At 42.0% G+C, this 14,236-nt stretch carries 16 protein-coding genes; 2 read left to right on the forward strand and 14 right to left on the reverse strand.

Annotated elements, in window-relative coordinates; translation table 11 throughout:
* Positions 1–11: 11 nt before the first annotated feature.
* On the reverse strand, positions 12–959 hold the full coding sequence (locus LCD34_RS10215) for a YybS family protein (RefSeq protein ID WP_025208334.1): 948 nt from the start codon (positions 957–959) through the stop codon (positions 12–14).
* A 303-nt stretch (positions 960–1,262) separates the two neighbouring features.
* On the opposite strand from LCD34_RS10215, the gene LCD34_RS10220 reads away from it, so the two are divergent.
* Positions 1,263–2,192, forward strand: a complete 930-nt coding sequence (locus tag LCD34_RS10220; RefSeq protein ID WP_008347534.1) for a manganese-dependent inorganic pyrophosphatase — start codon at positions 1,263–1,265, stop codon at positions 2,190–2,192.
* A 44-nt stretch (positions 2,193–2,236) separates the two neighbouring features.
* Here LCD34_RS10220 and LCD34_RS10225 read toward each other — a convergent pair whose 3' ends face one another.
* The 3 genes from LCD34_RS10225 to LCD34_RS10235 all read right to left on the reverse strand — a co-directional run bounded on the left by LCD34_RS10225 (position 2,237) and on the right by LCD34_RS10235 (position 4,395).
* Positions 2,237–3,094 carry a DUF3298 and DUF4163 domain-containing protein gene (locus tag LCD34_RS10225; protein ID WP_224558908.1) on the reverse strand — a complete coding sequence of 286 codons (858 nt, stop codon included), beginning with the start codon at positions 3,092–3,094 and terminating at the stop codon, positions 2,237–2,239.
* Positions 3,095–3,589: an RNA polymerase sigma factor gene (locus LCD34_RS10230; protein WP_224558909.1), complete on the reverse strand. Its 495-nt coding sequence runs from the start codon at positions 3,587–3,589 to the stop codon at positions 3,095–3,097.
* A 149-nt stretch (positions 3,590–3,738) separates the two neighbouring features.
* On the reverse strand, positions 3,739–4,395 hold the full coding sequence (locus LCD34_RS10235) for a hypothetical protein (RefSeq protein WP_224558911.1): 657 nt from the start codon (positions 4,393–4,395) through the stop codon (positions 3,739–3,741).
* Positions 4,396–4,591: 196 nt separating this feature from the next.
* Between LCD34_RS10235 and katX the strand changes: the two genes are divergently transcribed.
* On the forward strand, positions 4,592–6,091 hold the full coding sequence (katX, locus tag LCD34_RS10240) for a catalase KatX (RefSeq protein ID WP_238548149.1): 1,500 nt from the start codon (positions 4,592–4,594) through the stop codon (positions 6,089–6,091).
* 48 nt (positions 6,092–6,139) lie between these two features.
* Here the strand turns inward: katX and wrbA are convergent, their stop codons facing one another.
* The 10 genes from wrbA to LCD34_RS10290 form a co-directional block, all read right to left on the reverse strand.
* Positions 6,140–6,763 (reverse strand): NAD(P)H:quinone oxidoreductase, encoded by a 624-nt coding sequence (gene wrbA / locus LCD34_RS10245; protein ID WP_045034926.1) that lies wholly within the window; start codon positions 6,761–6,763, stop codon positions 6,140–6,142.
* Between the two features lie 59 nt (positions 6,764–6,822).
* Positions 6,823–7,434: an alpha/beta hydrolase gene (locus LCD34_RS10250; RefSeq protein ID WP_024718443.1), complete on the reverse strand. Its 612-nt coding sequence runs from the start codon at positions 7,432–7,434 to the stop codon at positions 6,823–6,825.
* Entirely contained in the window at positions 7,431–8,402 is a 972-nt protein-coding gene (locus LCD34_RS10255) for a ring-cleaving dioxygenase (RefSeq protein WP_007497450.1), read from the reverse strand. The genes LCD34_RS10250 and LCD34_RS10255 overlap by 4 nt, the downstream gene beginning before the upstream one ends.
* A 189-nt stretch (positions 8,403–8,591) precedes the next feature.
* Positions 8,592–10,109, reverse strand: a complete 1,518-nt coding sequence (locus tag LCD34_RS10260; protein WP_008347552.1) for an ABC transporter permease/substrate-binding protein — start codon at positions 10,107–10,109, stop codon at positions 8,592–8,594.
* On the reverse strand, positions 10,102–11,067 hold the full coding sequence (locus LCD34_RS10265; RefSeq protein ID WP_224558915.1) for an ABC transporter ATP-binding protein: 966 nt from the start codon (positions 11,065–11,067) through the stop codon (positions 10,102–10,104). Before LCD34_RS10265 ends, LCD34_RS10260 begins: the two co-directional genes overlap by 8 nt.
* Positions 11,068–11,266: 199 nt before the next feature.
* Positions 11,267–11,506 (reverse strand): 30S ribosomal protein S18, encoded by a 240-nt coding sequence (gene rpsR / locus LCD34_RS10270; protein ID WP_008347556.1) that lies wholly within the window; start codon positions 11,504–11,506, stop codon positions 11,267–11,269.
* A gap of 41 nt (positions 11,507–11,547) precedes the next feature.
* The gene (gene ssbA, locus LCD34_RS10275; RefSeq protein ID WP_007497456.1) at positions 11,548–12,090 is read right to left on the reverse strand and encodes a single-stranded DNA-binding protein SsbA; all 543 of its coding nucleotides are present in this window, start codon (positions 12,088–12,090) and stop codon (positions 11,548–11,550) included.
* A gap of 36 nt (positions 12,091–12,126) precedes the next feature.
* A complete protein-coding gene (gene rpsF, locus LCD34_RS10280) occupies positions 12,127–12,414 on the reverse strand; it encodes a 30S ribosomal protein S6 (protein ID WP_008347557.1) in 288 nt (95 codons plus the stop codon).
* Between the two features lie 108 nt (positions 12,415–12,522).
* Positions 12,523–13,623 (reverse strand): redox-regulated ATPase YchF, encoded by a 1,101-nt coding sequence (gene ychF, locus LCD34_RS10285; protein WP_007497458.1) that lies wholly within the window; start codon positions 13,621–13,623, stop codon positions 12,523–12,525.
* A 215-nt stretch (positions 13,624–13,838) separates the two neighbouring features.
* Positions 13,839–14,045, reverse strand: coding sequence for a DUF951 domain-containing protein (locus LCD34_RS10290; RefSeq protein WP_008347561.1), 207 nt, complete (start codon positions 14,043–14,045; stop codon positions 13,839–13,841).
* Positions 14,046–14,236 lie beyond the last annotated feature (191 nt).

The raw sequence follows: 14,236 nt of genomic DNA on the forward strand, positions 1-14,236 counted from the left end.
CTCCTCAACATTCAGAGTGAATTATTTGTTTTTACTTTTTCTCTTAAATCAAAGCCTATGTCAGCAATCCCTATAATACGCACAATCACACCGATTGGCGGAAAGAGAATCGTCAATACGACGGCAAAAATGGGTACCACTTTTGAGATGTTTTTTTCGTGGCAATAATAGAAGATAAAAGAAAAGCCCTGAATAAGCACCAGTATAAATAAAATTTGAAAAGCACTCGTTTGCACGAGCGATAAAAAGCTGCCTTTCTCCGGCTGAATCAGCATCAAAAGCAGTGTGAGTAAATAATACCATACCATGCTTTTTGGCAGTCGCATATCCTTAAATTTCTTAAGAGCTGGCATGTCTGGAACAAACCGTTTGATCAACGGCCGAACAAACCAATGATTGACGAAAGACATCAGCGTGACAAAAATCAAAAGCGCTACAGGTAAAGAATTTAATGCCGTATCCTGCATCTCTCTAAACTGCTTGAGTTGTTTTGCTATGTCCTGGTCAGAAGCGCCAGATTGTTTTAAGGTACTCTCTACCATCGGCATGATTTGGTCAATTGATTCCTTTGCGACACCCAGTATATCTACTTGAAACAGCTGGACACTGACAACAAAGTAAATGAGAAAACTGAATAAGTAGATCAGCGCACCCGTAATGATAGCCTGACCTGGCTGCCTCCTGCTGTAGAAAACACCCATACCTACTCCAACAGCAATCAGCATTGGCGCACTTAACAGCCCATTAATAGACCCAATTAAAAAGCTGATCACTATGCCAATAGCGCCAGCCGCAATTCCTTTTTTCAAGCCATGCCTGATTGTATAGAGAATGATCGGAATCGGAGCAGCCATGAAGAAAATAATGGATAAAAGTGGCACATACAAATAAAACAGCGTCATTACCGCAAAAATACTGATCATGATAGCGCCTTCTACTAACGCTTTTGTTTGTTTCACACCTTCACCTCAATCCAATCATTTTTCTATATCTTGCTCAATGTGTACTTCTATGTATACGTACGATGTACGCTCCGCCATATCTTGACCCAACCTTTATTTTACCATAGCCGTAAATCGCAAGTAAAATGCAGGCTATTCCAAGAGCGTTTCACGTGGAACAACTTAGATCGTCTTGTACATGCAACTTTTCAGACAGCATGTTACAATTTTTTAGATTATTCTTAGCTATAAACCCTGAATTCAAGGTCAAAAGCTGTTAGAATAGAAACATCATCAATAAAAGTAAGAAGGAGAATTCACATGGGAAAAACACTCGTATTCGGACACAAAAACCCTGACACAGACACGATTTGCTCTGCTATCGCTTACGCTGATCTGAAAAACAAAATTGGCGTTCAAGCAGAAGCTGTCAGACTTGGAGAAATCAATGGAGAAACACAATACGCATTAGATTTCTTTAAACAAGAAGCACCTCGTTTCATTGAAACGGCTGCAAACGAAACAAAACAAGTCATTCTTGTCGATCATAACGAATTCCAACAAAGTGTAAGCGATATTGATCAAGTACAAGTGACAGAGGTCATTGACCATCACCGTATTGCCAACTTTGAAACAAGTGAACCTCTTTACTATCGTGCTGAGCCAGTTGGCTGCACAGCAACGATCTTAAACAAAATGTACAAAGAGCACCAAGTCACAATTGAAAAAGAAATCGCTGGTTTGCTTTTGTCTGCGATCATTTCTGATTCCTTGCTATTCAAATCCCCAACATGCACACAGCAGGATGTTGATGCTGCGCATGAACTGGCAAAAATCGCAGGAGTAGACCCTGAAGTATATGGTTTAGATATGCTGAAAGCAGGAGCTGACCTAAGCCAAAAAACAGTTCAAGAATTAATCACACTGGATGCAAAAGAATTTGCACTAGGTAACAGCAAAGTCGAAATTGCACAAGTTAATACAGTTGATATCGCTGAAGTAACAGCAAGACAAGCTGACATCGAAGCAAAAATCAATGAAGTTATCGCAGCGAAAGGTCTTGATCTATTTGTTTTAGTGATCACAGACATTCTAGAAAATGACTCTCTTGCGCTTGCACTTGGTGCTGAAGCAGCAAAAGTAGAAAAAGCATTTAATGTCACACTTGAAAACAACACTGCTTTACTCAAAGGTGTCGTATCAAGAAAGAAACAAGTCGTGCCTGCACTAACAGACGCACTTTCTTCATAAACTCAAAAAGACTGCTGACATCTTCAGCAGTCTTTTTTCTTCTTTTAGTGAATGTACATATCGCTGACAAGAATATCCTTTAGCACGCTTGTTGGAATCGTGAATTCAACTACACCCATGTAACCAGGCGCCACATCATATTCGTTGAAGGAAATCACCAGTTTGCCTTTTGAATTGATATAGAAACTTTGATCTAGCTGAATCTTCTTAAACGGATCAACCGTATCTTGCTTCGTCATCCAGTAAATCTTATTTGAATCCTCTTTCATCTGTTTCTTCATTTGTTCTTTAATATTTTCACTAATCACATCAATATAACGGTCATCTTTAAACAGACTTGGTAATGTAATGAGTACATGGTTTTTCTTATCCACCGTATCATATGTCATTTCCTCTGCCGCAGAAGCCTGAGTCGTCACCTTGTATCGACCTAGTGAAAGAATTTGATCATTATTTGTTCTTACTTCATATCCGCTCTCTACACTCAAATGACCATTTTTATAACCCTTTGTTTCCTTTTCAAAATCTTGATACAGCTTTTTGTTTTCAGCTAAATATTTTTGATTCAGGTTGTCTTGTAATTTTCCGTCCCCAAGCCCTGAAACGTGTGGTGTTTTGAGATCAATATTTGTTCCCTGATCGCTCTTTTTAAATTCTGTGAACGTCACGACTTTCACAAGCTCTCCAATGATGGGTACTTCTGAAATCGCTCTTGCTGCCTGCGGACTGACATTTACAGTGGTGACAAATAAAGCAGCCGCAGCAACAAGTCCGATCGTCCATTTCTGAAAATGAGGTTTCTTGTTTTTTCGTTTTAATGTCCGTTCAACCATAGCATCGTATTCCGGGGGAATAGGGATTTCTAAATATTCCTCTTTTAACTGTTCCAAATGCTTATCCATTTATATTTCCTCCTGCGATAATTCTACTTTTAAAAGCCGCAACGCCTTATATAATCTTGTTTTAATGGTGTTTTCATTTTCTCCAAGAATATGAGCAATGTCCTCTAGCTTTAAATCCTCAAAGAATCTTAATATAATGATGACCCGATACATCTCCGGCAAATCTTCTATCGCCCGTCTGACATCTTGATCCTCATAGACATCCGATTCACCCTGTGATAAAAATTCCAGCGTGTCATCGTCTGTCACTTGCACACGCTTCTTCTTTCGTAAAAAGTCGAGGGCAGCGTTTACGACGATTTTATAAAACCAGCTATGCATCTTGGTCGCATCCTCTAATCGGTGAACAGATTTGAGTGCTTTATGAATCGCCTCTTGAACGACATCCATCGCATCTTCTGGGTTTTTGACATAGCTATAGGACAATCGATAAAAACTGTGTTTATGTTCGATTACGTAATCCGCAAATTGATCATCAATCTTTCGTTTCTTCATTTTACAAAGAGCTCCTTTATCTTAAATGCGCATCTGTTATTTCTTACATTGGATAGACGCGCACCTGTTAAAAATAGTTTGCGCTCCATTATTTTTTTAACATGTCATCCCATTTACGTTTCTATACAAAAAGAGCGAACCTGACGGGTTCACTCTTTTAAAGCCGTTATTTTTTGATAAACAAATGGTTTGAGTGGTGATAGCGGATGAATGATGGACACTCCTGTTTCCTGCTCCACCTGCTTTGCAGCGTGAACCATCGAGAGCTGCATCACACAAATATCTCCATGCTGCTGCTTCACAGATTGCCTTAACTGTTCCATAATTCGCTCATGGTAGGCTTGTATCTCACCGTTCAAGCAAAGATGAAAGACATCCTCTAGCACAACCACTTCTGCCTTCAACTGCTTTCCCCGCTCTTTTACATATGAAGACAGTCGCTTCATCGTTCCTTCTACTGTATCTGGATTTGAAAACACTAGCTGAAGCGGACCCTCTCGCTCACAAATCTGCTCAAATAACGGCTCGTCTATCGGAACAATTGGTTGTTTGAACAGGTGCTGCTCCCCTAGTGCCGCAATGTATTGTGTACACGTTAATAGAATAAGATCAGCTTCTCCTTCTTGCATGAGTCTATTGATCGCATAGTTTTGCTGCTGCTCAAGATCAAATGCGGGATCTTGTTTGGCTCGTTCCATAAAGGATGTATCGACGATGTGATGCAGATCAAATCCTGTGTCATAGAAAGCGTCGTCAATGTAAGAAATATTAGATGGATGTGCGTGAAGGCAGTGTAATCGAATCATTAAGTCCGCTCCTCATAAAAGTTTTCACTCATTATATCAATCCTTGTATGAAATAGGGAGCAACATGACCATATTGTTAGGGAGATATTGAAGGAGGGATTCTACCTTGAAAGAAGATCAACAGCCTACATCATCTTCAGAGTCAGAAGAAACCTTGACGAATCGCCAAGGTCACCCGGTAACAGATAATCAAAACATGAGAACCGTTGGGAATAGAGGGCCGACTACGCTTGAAAACTACGATTTCCTAGAGAAAATCAGTCATTTTGATCGTGAACGCATCCCTGAACGTGTCGTTCACGCACGAGGTGCCGGCGCACACGGATACTTTGAAGCCTACGGTACATTCGGTGACGAACCCATTTCCACTTATACAAGAGCCAAATTATTTCAGGAGAAAGGAAAAAAGACCCCTGTCTTCGTTCGATTCTCTTCTGTTATTCACGGCGGACATTCACCAGAAACTTTACGCGATCCGCGGGGATTTGCGATCAAATTTTATACAGAAGACGGCAACTGGGATCTCGTTGGGAACAACCTCAAAATTTTCTTTATTCGAGATGCTTTGAAATTCCCTGATTTGGTTCATGCCTTTAAGCCTGACCCTGTGACCAATCGTCAGGATGGTGAGCGCATTTTTGATTTCGTTTCACAATCACCTGAAGCAACACATATGGTGACATTTCTCTTCTCACCATGGGGTATTCCTGCCACATACCGGCACATGCAAGGCTCTGGCGTCCATGCCTATAAATGGGTGAATCATGAAGGAAAAGCAGTACTGGTCAAATATCACTTTGAACCAAAGCAAGGAATTCGCAACCTGACACAAGAACAAGCCCAAGCCATTCAAGGGGAAAACTTTAATCATGCCACACAGGATTTATATGAAGCCATTGAACAAGGGGATCATCCTGAATGGGAAGTATATGCTCAAATCATGGAAGATGACGCCCACCCCCATCTAGACTTTGATCCACTCGATCCGACAAAGCTCTGGTACAAGGATGACTATCCATGGAAACCAATCGGACGAATGGTGCTAAACAAAAATCCAGAAAATTATTTTGCAGAAGTGGAACAAGTTGCCTTTGGGACGGGGGTTCTTGTAGACGGATTAGATTTCTCAGATGATAAATTGCTGCAAGGACGTACCTTCTCTTACTCTGATACGCAGCGATATCGAGTCGGGCCAAATTATTTACAGCTTCCGATCAATGCACCGAAAAAGCATGTTGCCACCAATCAGCGAGATGGGCAAATGGAATATCATGTGGATCAAGGAAAAGGACAAAACCCCCATGTGAATTATGAACCGTCCATTCTCGGGGGATTAAAAGAAGCACAGCAAGATGGAAAGGATCATACGCCTTTTGTAGAGGGTGAAGTCAAACGAGAAGCCATTGACCGCCCGAACAATTTCGGACAAGCCGGAGAAACCTATCGTCGCTTCAATGATTGGGAACGTGAGGAACTGATTAAAAACTTAGTCAACACCTTAGCTACCTGCCAAAAAGACATCCAAGACCAAATGATCGAAAACTTCACAAAAGCTGATCCTGATTACGGAAAACGTGTGGCCGATGGCTTAAAAGCCTTCAAACAAGAGGAGCCAAGCGGACCCATTGGATCAACAGGCGCGGCACAGGCTGTCAACGATGCGATCAACAACAGCACACCTTCAGATCCTTATTAATGAAAAAAGAATGCAGCGGAGTGGCTGCATTCTTTTTGTATACATCTATTAAGCGTTTTGACCTTTTTTGATCCATTCTGCTACATTGACTGTACGTTTCGCCTGATGTTTTGCGGCTGCTTCTGCATCCTCTTGGATCTTTCCATTTTGGTCAACAGTCACACTCACACCATAAGGGTTACCCCCTGCGCCGTATAGGGAATCATCCGTGTAGCCAGGAGCGGCAATAATGGCTCCCCAGTGGAACATCGTTGTATACAGGCTCAGAACCGTCTGCTCCTGTCCGCCATTTGGGTTTTGTGCAGATGTCATCGCACTCACTGCTTTGTTTGCTAGTTTCCCTTGGAACCATAAACCGCCTGTTGTGTCTAAGAATTGTTTCATTTGAGCCGGTAAGTTACCGAAACGTGTCGGCATGCTGAAAATAATGGCATCTGCCCACTCTAAGTCACTTAACTGAACCTCAGGGACATCTTTTGTTTCATCTAAATGTGCTTTCCATGCTGGATTTGATGCAACAACTGCTTCTGGTGCCAATTCAGGAACCTTTAAAATTTTGACTTCAGCACCAGCTTCTTTCGCTCCAGCCTCCGCCCATTTCGCCATCTGATAGTTTGTACCTGTTGAACTATAATAAATAATCGCTAGTTTTACGTTTTCCACTTGTTCCATCTCCTTTTGTTTGGTTTGCCCAAAAAGCTTCTGTAAAAATCCCACCTGTATTCCCCACCTTATTTAAATTGACGACGATACCACAATGCCGCAGCATCGACTTCTTCTCTCGTTAGCTGATGTCCACGATTTTCCCAATGAAGCGTTACGGATGCTCCCGCCTCCTGAAGCAGTTGCTCCAGTTCCTGAGATTCCTCAGGACGGCACATTGGATCATTTTCACCAGCTGCTATAAAGACTTGTTTCCCCGCTAATGAAGGTAATGAAACCCCTCGTCTTGGGACCATTGGATGATGCAGGATCGCTCCTTTCAGCGCATCTCCGTAATGGAATAACAGACTTCCAGCAATATTCGCCCCGTTTGAATAGCCGATGGCTACCACATTGTGACGATCAAATCCATACTTATCTGCTGCTTCCCCGATAAATGTATATAATTCCTCTGTACGCTCAATTAAATCTTGCTCATCAAAAACACCCTCTGCCAAACGCCTGAAAAAACGCGGCATGCCGTTTTCTGATACATTTCCTCTCACACTAAGAACAGATGCTTCAGGGTCTACCACTTCTGCAAGCGGCAATAAGTCTTGCTCTGTCCCGCCAGTTCCATGCAGCATGAGAAGGACAGGTTTTTGTTCATTCTTTCCTTTTTGAAAAAGATGCTTCATCATGAATCTCCTTTCCCTTTGATTTCTCTTACCTCAATCGGCAGCACGATTTGTTCAATTTGACTACGCTGCGCCTCATATTGCGGCGGCAGTTTCAACGCTTCACCCATCGTTTCCACAGATTCATCGTGTGCAAACCCTGGAGGATCGGTCGCAATCTCAAATAATATGCCGCCAAGCTCTCTAAAATAAATGGCATTGAAATAATTTCGATCTTGCACAGGCGTCACTTGATATCCGCTTTGCGCAACATGTCTTTGCCAATCTAATTGATCCTGATCATCTGTTGCTCTCCACGCAATATGATGTACAACACCCACGCCCATACGTCCTCGTGCAACAGGTGTCTTGTTCACATCAATGACATTGCCGATTTCTCCAAACGAACGGAATCTCACATAATCTCCTTCCGTGCCGACTTTTTCAAGTCCCATCGTTTGCTCTAGCAACTGCATCGTTTGCTCAGGCTGTGAAGTTAATAAAACAGCTCCGCCAAACCCTTTAATCGCTACTTCTGGTGTCACTCCATTAAATGTCCAGTCATTCTGTTTTCCTTCTTCACGTTCTACAAGTTCTATCAATAAACCGTGCGGATCTTCAAATGAGAGAAAGGCCTCACCAAAGCGTTCAATCATTTCATAAGAAACGTCAAACTGCTCAAGGCGTTCCTTCCAAAAAGAGAAAGCACCGGTCGGTACGACATATGTTGTCACACCTACTTGACCTGCTCCAATTTGTCCCTTTTGTGCACCTGGCCAAGGAAAAAACGTAATTATGGTACCTGGAGAACCTCCTTCATTTCCAAAATATAAATGATATGTGCCTGGATCATCAAAATTGACGGTCTTTTTCACGAGACGCAGACCTAAAACACCTGCATAAAAATCAACGTTCTCCTGAGGATGACCAACAATTGCTGTGATATGGTGAATTCCTTCTGTTTTCTTCACTTCTAATGACCTCCTCTTCATGACGTAACATGTCCCTACTCATTATGTCTTGACTGACGCTTTTATATTATCTCGAATTCGAGATATATGACCAAAAAATATATTTATCTCGAATTAAGGATATTCTTTTTTGAAATAGATGTCAATGATTTTTGTTTTTTTCTTTTCAAAAGCAGGCCGCTTTGTTATAGCAGACCTGCTTTCCCTTGATTATTGAAGCAATTTTTTCTTTTTTAAATAGGCTTCGGCTACTTGAAATGCATCTTTCCCCTTCACATTGACTTCGTAATTCATTTCTCTCATCTCATCATCTGTGATTTGACCAGCGAGCTTGTTGAGAGAGGCCTCAATCTCAGGATACTCTTTTAATGTCTCCTGTCTTAGCAAGGGCGCTCCTTGATAGGGCGGGAAAACATGCTTGTCATCATCAAGCACCTTCAACTTGTATTGTCTCAATTCACTGTCTGTCGAATACGCATCGACCAACTGAATATTCCCTTTTTGAATGGCTCGATATCGAAGTTTCGGTTCCATCGTGACCACATCGTCGAAAGAAAACTGATAAGCTTTTTGAATGCCTAAATATCCATCCTGACGATCAGAAAACTCTAAAGTAAAGCCAGCACGTATACGATTCTTGATTTGACCCAGATCTGAAATCTTTGATAAATCATATTGATCCGCTAGTGATTGAGGCACGGCTAAAGCATATGTATTGTTATAAGCCATCGGCTGAAGAAGCTGAAGCTGAAAGGATGACGCCAAACCTTGGCGCGCTTGCTCATACACTTTTTCCTTATCCGTGCTTTTCGCTGTTTCTTTCAGAAATTCAGAAATCGCTGTCCCTGTAAATTCAGGATAGATGTCAATATCACCAGACCGCAGTGCTTGAAAAACAAAGGACGTCTTACCAAGACCAGGCTTAAGATTGACTTGGATATCTGTATCCTGCTCAATTAAAAGCTTATACATAGAGATCAAAATTTCAGGCTCTGACCCCAGCTTCCCTCCAATGGTGATCTCTTTCTTTTCTTGTTGAAACAGCAATGGGGCAGCGACAACTGCTCCTGCTATTACAGCAAAGACCGTCACAGAGATCACGGTTTTTTTAAAGGAGATTTTCTCAAGTGTCCGCAAAACCACATCAAATAATAGCGCAAGTAATGCAGCTGGAATAGCACCAATGATGATCAACGACATATCATTCCGATCAATTCCAAGCAGAATCAGACTCCCTAATCCGCCTGCCCCAATAAGAGCTGCAAGAGTGGCTGTCCCTACAATAAGAACCATCCCTGTTCGGATACCTGCCATGATCACAGGCATAGCAAGAGGGAGTTCTACTTTTAATAAGCGTTTGCGGTGATTCATCCCCATAGCGAGCGCCGCTTCTCGGAGCGACGGATCGACCTCACGAATGCCTGTATATGTGTTTCTTAAAATAGGAAGAAGAGCATAGACGACAAGAGCGATAATTGCGGGCACTTGACCAATCCCAACGAGAGGAATCAGCAGTCCAAGCAGCGCCAAAGACGGAATTGTCTGCAAGACAGCCGTCACCCCAATGATCCACTCTGCTATCTTAGGGACTCTCGTTAAATAAATCCCTAAAGGAATGGCAATCAAAATCGCTAGAAATAACGCAATGAAGGAAATTTGAATATGCTCAAGTAAGGCGTGTCCGAGCTGATCTTTTCGAGCCCATAGCACACTGGTCCATTCATTCATGTGTCTCGCCCCTCTCAGCAGAAGTACCGGCTAAATACTGAATCACCGCTTGACGAGTGATGAGTCCGATCCGTTCCCCATCCTTCTCAACAACAAGTTCTTCATGCTCTGCCAGCCGAGATAGAACCTCTTCCAGCGTCGCATGGATGGAGACCGCCTCATCGCCTAACAGATCATCTTGAGGCATGCGCTGAGAAATAGTTGTCAGCTCAAATGCTTGATGGTCTACATGACGGGCAGCTCCTGAAACAAACTCCCGCACAAATGGATTCACTGGATGCTGAATCAATTCCTCTGGGCGTCCAACCTGCACCACTTTTCCTTCATTCATCACACATATCCGATCTCCAAGCTTCATGGCTTCCTGCATATCATGTGTCACAAAAACGATGGTCTTTTGAATACGGCGCTGTAACTCAAGCAGATCATCTTGTAATTTCTCTCTCGTCAGTGGATCTAACGCACTAAAAGGTTCATCCATCAGGACAATCTCAGGATCAGCAGCAAGTGCCCGTGCTACGCCGACTCGCTGCTGCTGTCCTCCTGAAAGCTCTGCTGGCTTTCGATGTCGATAGGTAGTAGGCTCAAGCCCCACCATGAACATCAACTCATCAACACGCTGATTCGTCTCAGTCCGCTTCCATTGTTTCAGCTCTGGCACTATAGCAATATTCTCTTCTATGGTCATATGAGGGAACAGCGCTATTTGCTGAAGCACATAACCAATATCCCAGCGCAGCTCATAAATATCATAATCGCTGATGGTTCGACCCTTTATGTAAATCTCACCTTCTGTAGAAGAGATGAGACGATTGATCATTTTCAAAGTCGTCGTTTTCCCGCTTCCACTAGGTCCAATCAATACAAAAAATTCACCTTTCTGAATCTCCAAATCAACAGATTGAACGGCATAGCGGTCATCAGAAAACTGCATCGATACATTCTTAAATTCAATCATCTTCCCACGCCCTGACTGCAAGTATATTTTAAAATACCAATATGACAGATTAACCTAGTATTTGTATAGAACAAACTGTCACGTTGACTCTCTTTTTACATACTTCCCCTAGTTAGACTGCCAGAAACGGCTTTCTCATAAAAGTGAGACAAATAAAAAAAGCGAAGAGCTCAAGGCCCTTCGCTTTTAAGTCAACGACTTACTCACCAGTAACGTATGGAAGTAATGCCATTTGACGTGATTTTTTAATCGCTAATGTCAATTTACGTTGATACTTAGCGCTAGTTCCTGTTACACGACGAGGTAAAATTTTACCACGCTCAGAAACAAACTTTCTAAGAAGATCAACATCTTTGTAATCGATGTGCGTGATTCCGTTAGAAGTAAAGAAACATACTTTACGACGTTTCGCACGACCGCCTCTGCGTCCACCTGCCATTTGTTTTCACACCTTTCCTTTGGTCATTTTTTTCAGATCAATTAGAATGGCAAATCATCATCGGAGATGTCAATCGGTTTACCATCATTCGCAAATGGGTCATCATTGAAGCTATTTCCCTGATTACGATTTTGGTTATTTTGATTGCCATATGGATTTTGACTTGGTTCATTTCCAAATGGATTCTGATCATTTTGGCTACCGCCATAATACTGGCCTCCGCTATTGCCACCGCCGCTGTATCCACCTGAACCAGCACCGCCGCTTTTAGGCTCAAGAAATTGAACACTTTCAGCTTGAACTTCTGTCACGAAGACACGCTGTCCTTGCTGGTTTTCATAGTTTCTTGTCTGCAAGCGACCGTCTACACCGGCAAGACTTCCTTTTTTCAAGAAATTAGCCACGTTCTCGGCTTGTCTTCTCCAAGTAACACAGTTAATGAAATCGGCTTCACGCTCTCCAGATTGATTCGTAAACGTACGATTCACAGCTAGAGTAAACGTGGCTACAGCCGCACCATTAGGCGTGTAGCGAAGCTCAGGGTCTTTTGTTAGTCTTCCGACCAATACAACACGGTTTAGCATATTGAAAGACCACCTTTAAATATATATTTCAATGATTTATTCTTCTTCTTTAACAACAATGTGGCGAATGATATCGTCACTGATCTTAGCTAAGCGGTCAAATTCTTGAACTGCTGCAGCGTCAGATTGAACGTTTACGATTTGGTAGAAGCCTTCACGGAAATCGTTGATTTCGTATGCAAGACGACGTTTACCCCAATCCTTTGTTCCAGTGATCTCCGCACCGTTAGAAGTTAACACGTTATTAAAACGGTCGATAACTGCTTTTTTAGCCTCATCGTCAACTGTTGGGCGGATGATGTACATAACTTCGTACTTTCTCATCTGATTGCACCTCCTTTTGGTCTAAGCGGCCCTATACGGGCAAGGAGCAATAAATTATATTACTCACAATTGTATATTATAACAAATTACTTTGCCTATGACAAGAACCTATACGTTAAAACGGAAATGAATGACGTCTCCATCTTTCACTATATATTCTTTACCTTCTAAACGAACTTTTCCTGCTTCTTTTGCAGCAGACATACTTCCGCCAGCTAGTAAATCTTCATAAGCAACCGTTTCAGCACGAATAAATCCACGCTCGAAGTCCGTATGAATGATTCCAGCACATTCCGGCGCCTTCATTCCTTTTTTAAATGTCCAAGCACGTACTTCTTGCTCACCTGCTGTGAAATACGTAGCTAAACCTAGAAGTGAATAAGACGCTTTAATCAACTGATCTAGACCTGATTCTTTAATGCCAAGCTCTTCAAGGAACATTTGCTTCTCTTCTCCTTCAAGCTCTGCAATTTCAGACTCAATCTTCGCACAAACGACGATGACTTCAGCGTTTTCGCCAGATGCAAACTCACGAATTTGCTGTACATATTCGTTTCCGTCCTGATCTGCTACTTCGTCCTCACTCACATTTGCTACATACAGAATAGGTTTTGACGTGAGTAAATGAAGTTGCTTCACAAGCTTCTGCTGCTCATCTGTAAATTCAACCGATCTTGCAGATTTTCCAGCTTCAAATGCGTCCTTCAGCTTTTCCAAAATATCAAATTCAGCTACCGCTTCCTTATCTTTTTGTTTCGCAAGCTTACTCACACGAGTTAAACGCTTTTCAACCGTTTCTAGATCAGCCAAAATCAATTCTAAATTAATCGTTTCAATATCTGACACTGGGTCAACCTTACCTGACACATGTGTAATGTTATCATCAGCAAATGCTCTCACCACGTGACAGATTGCATCTACTTGACGAATGTGAGAAAGGAATTTATTCCCTAAACCTTCTCCTTTAGATGCACCTTTCACAATACCAGCAATATCAGTGAATTCGAAAGCAGTCGGAACTGTCTTTTTTGGCTGCACTAATTCTGTCAGTTTTTGCAAACGCTCGTCTGGAACTTCTACAATTCCGACGTTTGGATCAATGGTACAGAACGGATAGTTAGCAGACTCCGCTCCAGCCTGTGTAATTGCATTAAATAGCGTTGACTTCCCGACGTTAGGTAAGCCAACAATACCAGCTGTTAAAGCCATTCTTTCATCTCCTCTATATGAAACGTGCTCGTTATACTGCGTAATATGAACCTAGAGCAATTATAAGTAGGTTTACATGAAAAGACAAGCTAACCATCATGCATTTTCAATAGAAGAAACATTACCAAAAAGACTAAATCGGAGCTTTAAAATGAGAAATTGCAGCTGTTTCTCTGAACAAAAGACAAATTTCATCAAAAAAGCATGAGGCCTACTTAAGCAGTTGGCTCCTCATGCTTGACGAGAATTTTCTTCATTTTTCGTTCAAAATCTCTTCTTGGGATCATCACGCTGTGCCCGCACCCTTCGCATTTAATACGAATATCCATGCCCAAACGAATAACTTTCCACCGATTGGCACCACATGGATGGGGTTTTTTCATTTCAACGACGTCATGTAACCCAAATGCTTTGTCTGCCATCAGCATTCACCTCTCTTGCTCACTTCATTAAATCTATTGTACAAAAAAATGCCGATGGAGAGCAATGCACAAAATAAAGAGCCGCTGTCATGTATCAATCCCGTTCTTTTTTATAGAAAAAACCCTTCTTTTAGATCATTTTATTTGTGACCAATAGTTACTTAAACTCCGCTTTTTTTCAATATTGTCAC

This window comes from Bacillus sp. RAR_M1_44 (genome assembly GCF_020165935.1).
Taxonomy (GTDB): Bacteria; Bacillota; Bacilli; order Bacillales; family Bacillaceae; genus Bacillus; species Bacillus altitudinis.

Excerpts from the sequence above, each read along its gene's own strand:
- LCD34_RS10265 (WP_224558915.1), bottom strand. The coding sequence starts at position 11,067 with ATGATTGAATTTAAGAATGTATCGATGCAGTTTTCTGATGACCGCTAT.
- ssbA (WP_007497456.1), bottom strand. The coding sequence starts at position 12,090 with ATGCTAAACCGTGTTGTATTGGTCGGAAGACTAACAAAAGACCCTGAG.
- LCD34_RS10220 (WP_008347534.1), top strand. The coding sequence starts at position 1,263 with ATGGGAAAAACACTCGTATTCGGACACAAAAACCCTGACACAGACACG.
- LCD34_RS10235 (WP_224558911.1), bottom strand. The coding sequence starts at position 4,395 with ATGATTCGATTACACTGCCTTCACGCACATCCATCTAATATTTCTTAC.
- rpsR (WP_008347556.1), bottom strand. The coding sequence starts at position 11,506 with ATGGCAGGTGGACGCAGAGGCGGTCGTGCGAAACGTCGTAAAGTATGT.
- wrbA (WP_045034926.1), bottom strand. The coding sequence starts at position 6,763 with ATGGAACAAGTGGAAAACGTAAAACTAGCGATTATTTATTATAGTTCA.
- LCD34_RS10260 (WP_008347552.1), bottom strand. The coding sequence starts at position 10,109 with ATGAATGAATGGACCAGTGTGCTATGGGCTCGAAAAGATCAGCTCGGA.
- katX (WP_238548149.1), top strand. The coding sequence starts at position 4,592 with ATGAGAACCGTTGGGAATAGAGGGCCGACTACGCTTGAAAACTACGAT.
- LCD34_RS10225 (WP_224558908.1), bottom strand. The coding sequence starts at position 3,094 with ATGGATAAGCATTTGGAACAGTTAAAAGAGGAATATTTAGAAATCCCT.
- ychF (WP_007497458.1), bottom strand. The coding sequence starts at position 13,623 with ATGGCTTTAACAGCTGGTATTGTTGGCTTACCTAACGTCGGGAAGTCA.
- LCD34_RS10255 (WP_007497450.1), bottom strand. The coding sequence starts at position 8,402 with ATGAAGAGGAGGTCATTAGAAGTGAAGAAAACAGAAGGAATTCACCAT.
- LCD34_RS10290 (WP_008347561.1), bottom strand. The coding sequence starts at position 14,045 with ATGGCAGACAAAGCATTTGGGTTACATGACGTCGTTGAAATGAAAAAA.
- LCD34_RS10230 (WP_224558909.1), bottom strand. The coding sequence starts at position 3,589 with ATGAAGAAACGAAAGATTGATGATCAATTTGCGGATTACGTAATCGAA.
- LCD34_RS10250 (WP_024718443.1), bottom strand. The coding sequence starts at position 7,434 with ATGATGAAGCATCTTTTTCAAAAAGGAAAGAATGAACAAAAACCTGTC.
- rpsF (WP_008347557.1), bottom strand. The coding sequence starts at position 12,414 with ATGAGAAAGTACGAAGTTATGTACATCATCCGCCCAACAGTTGACGAT.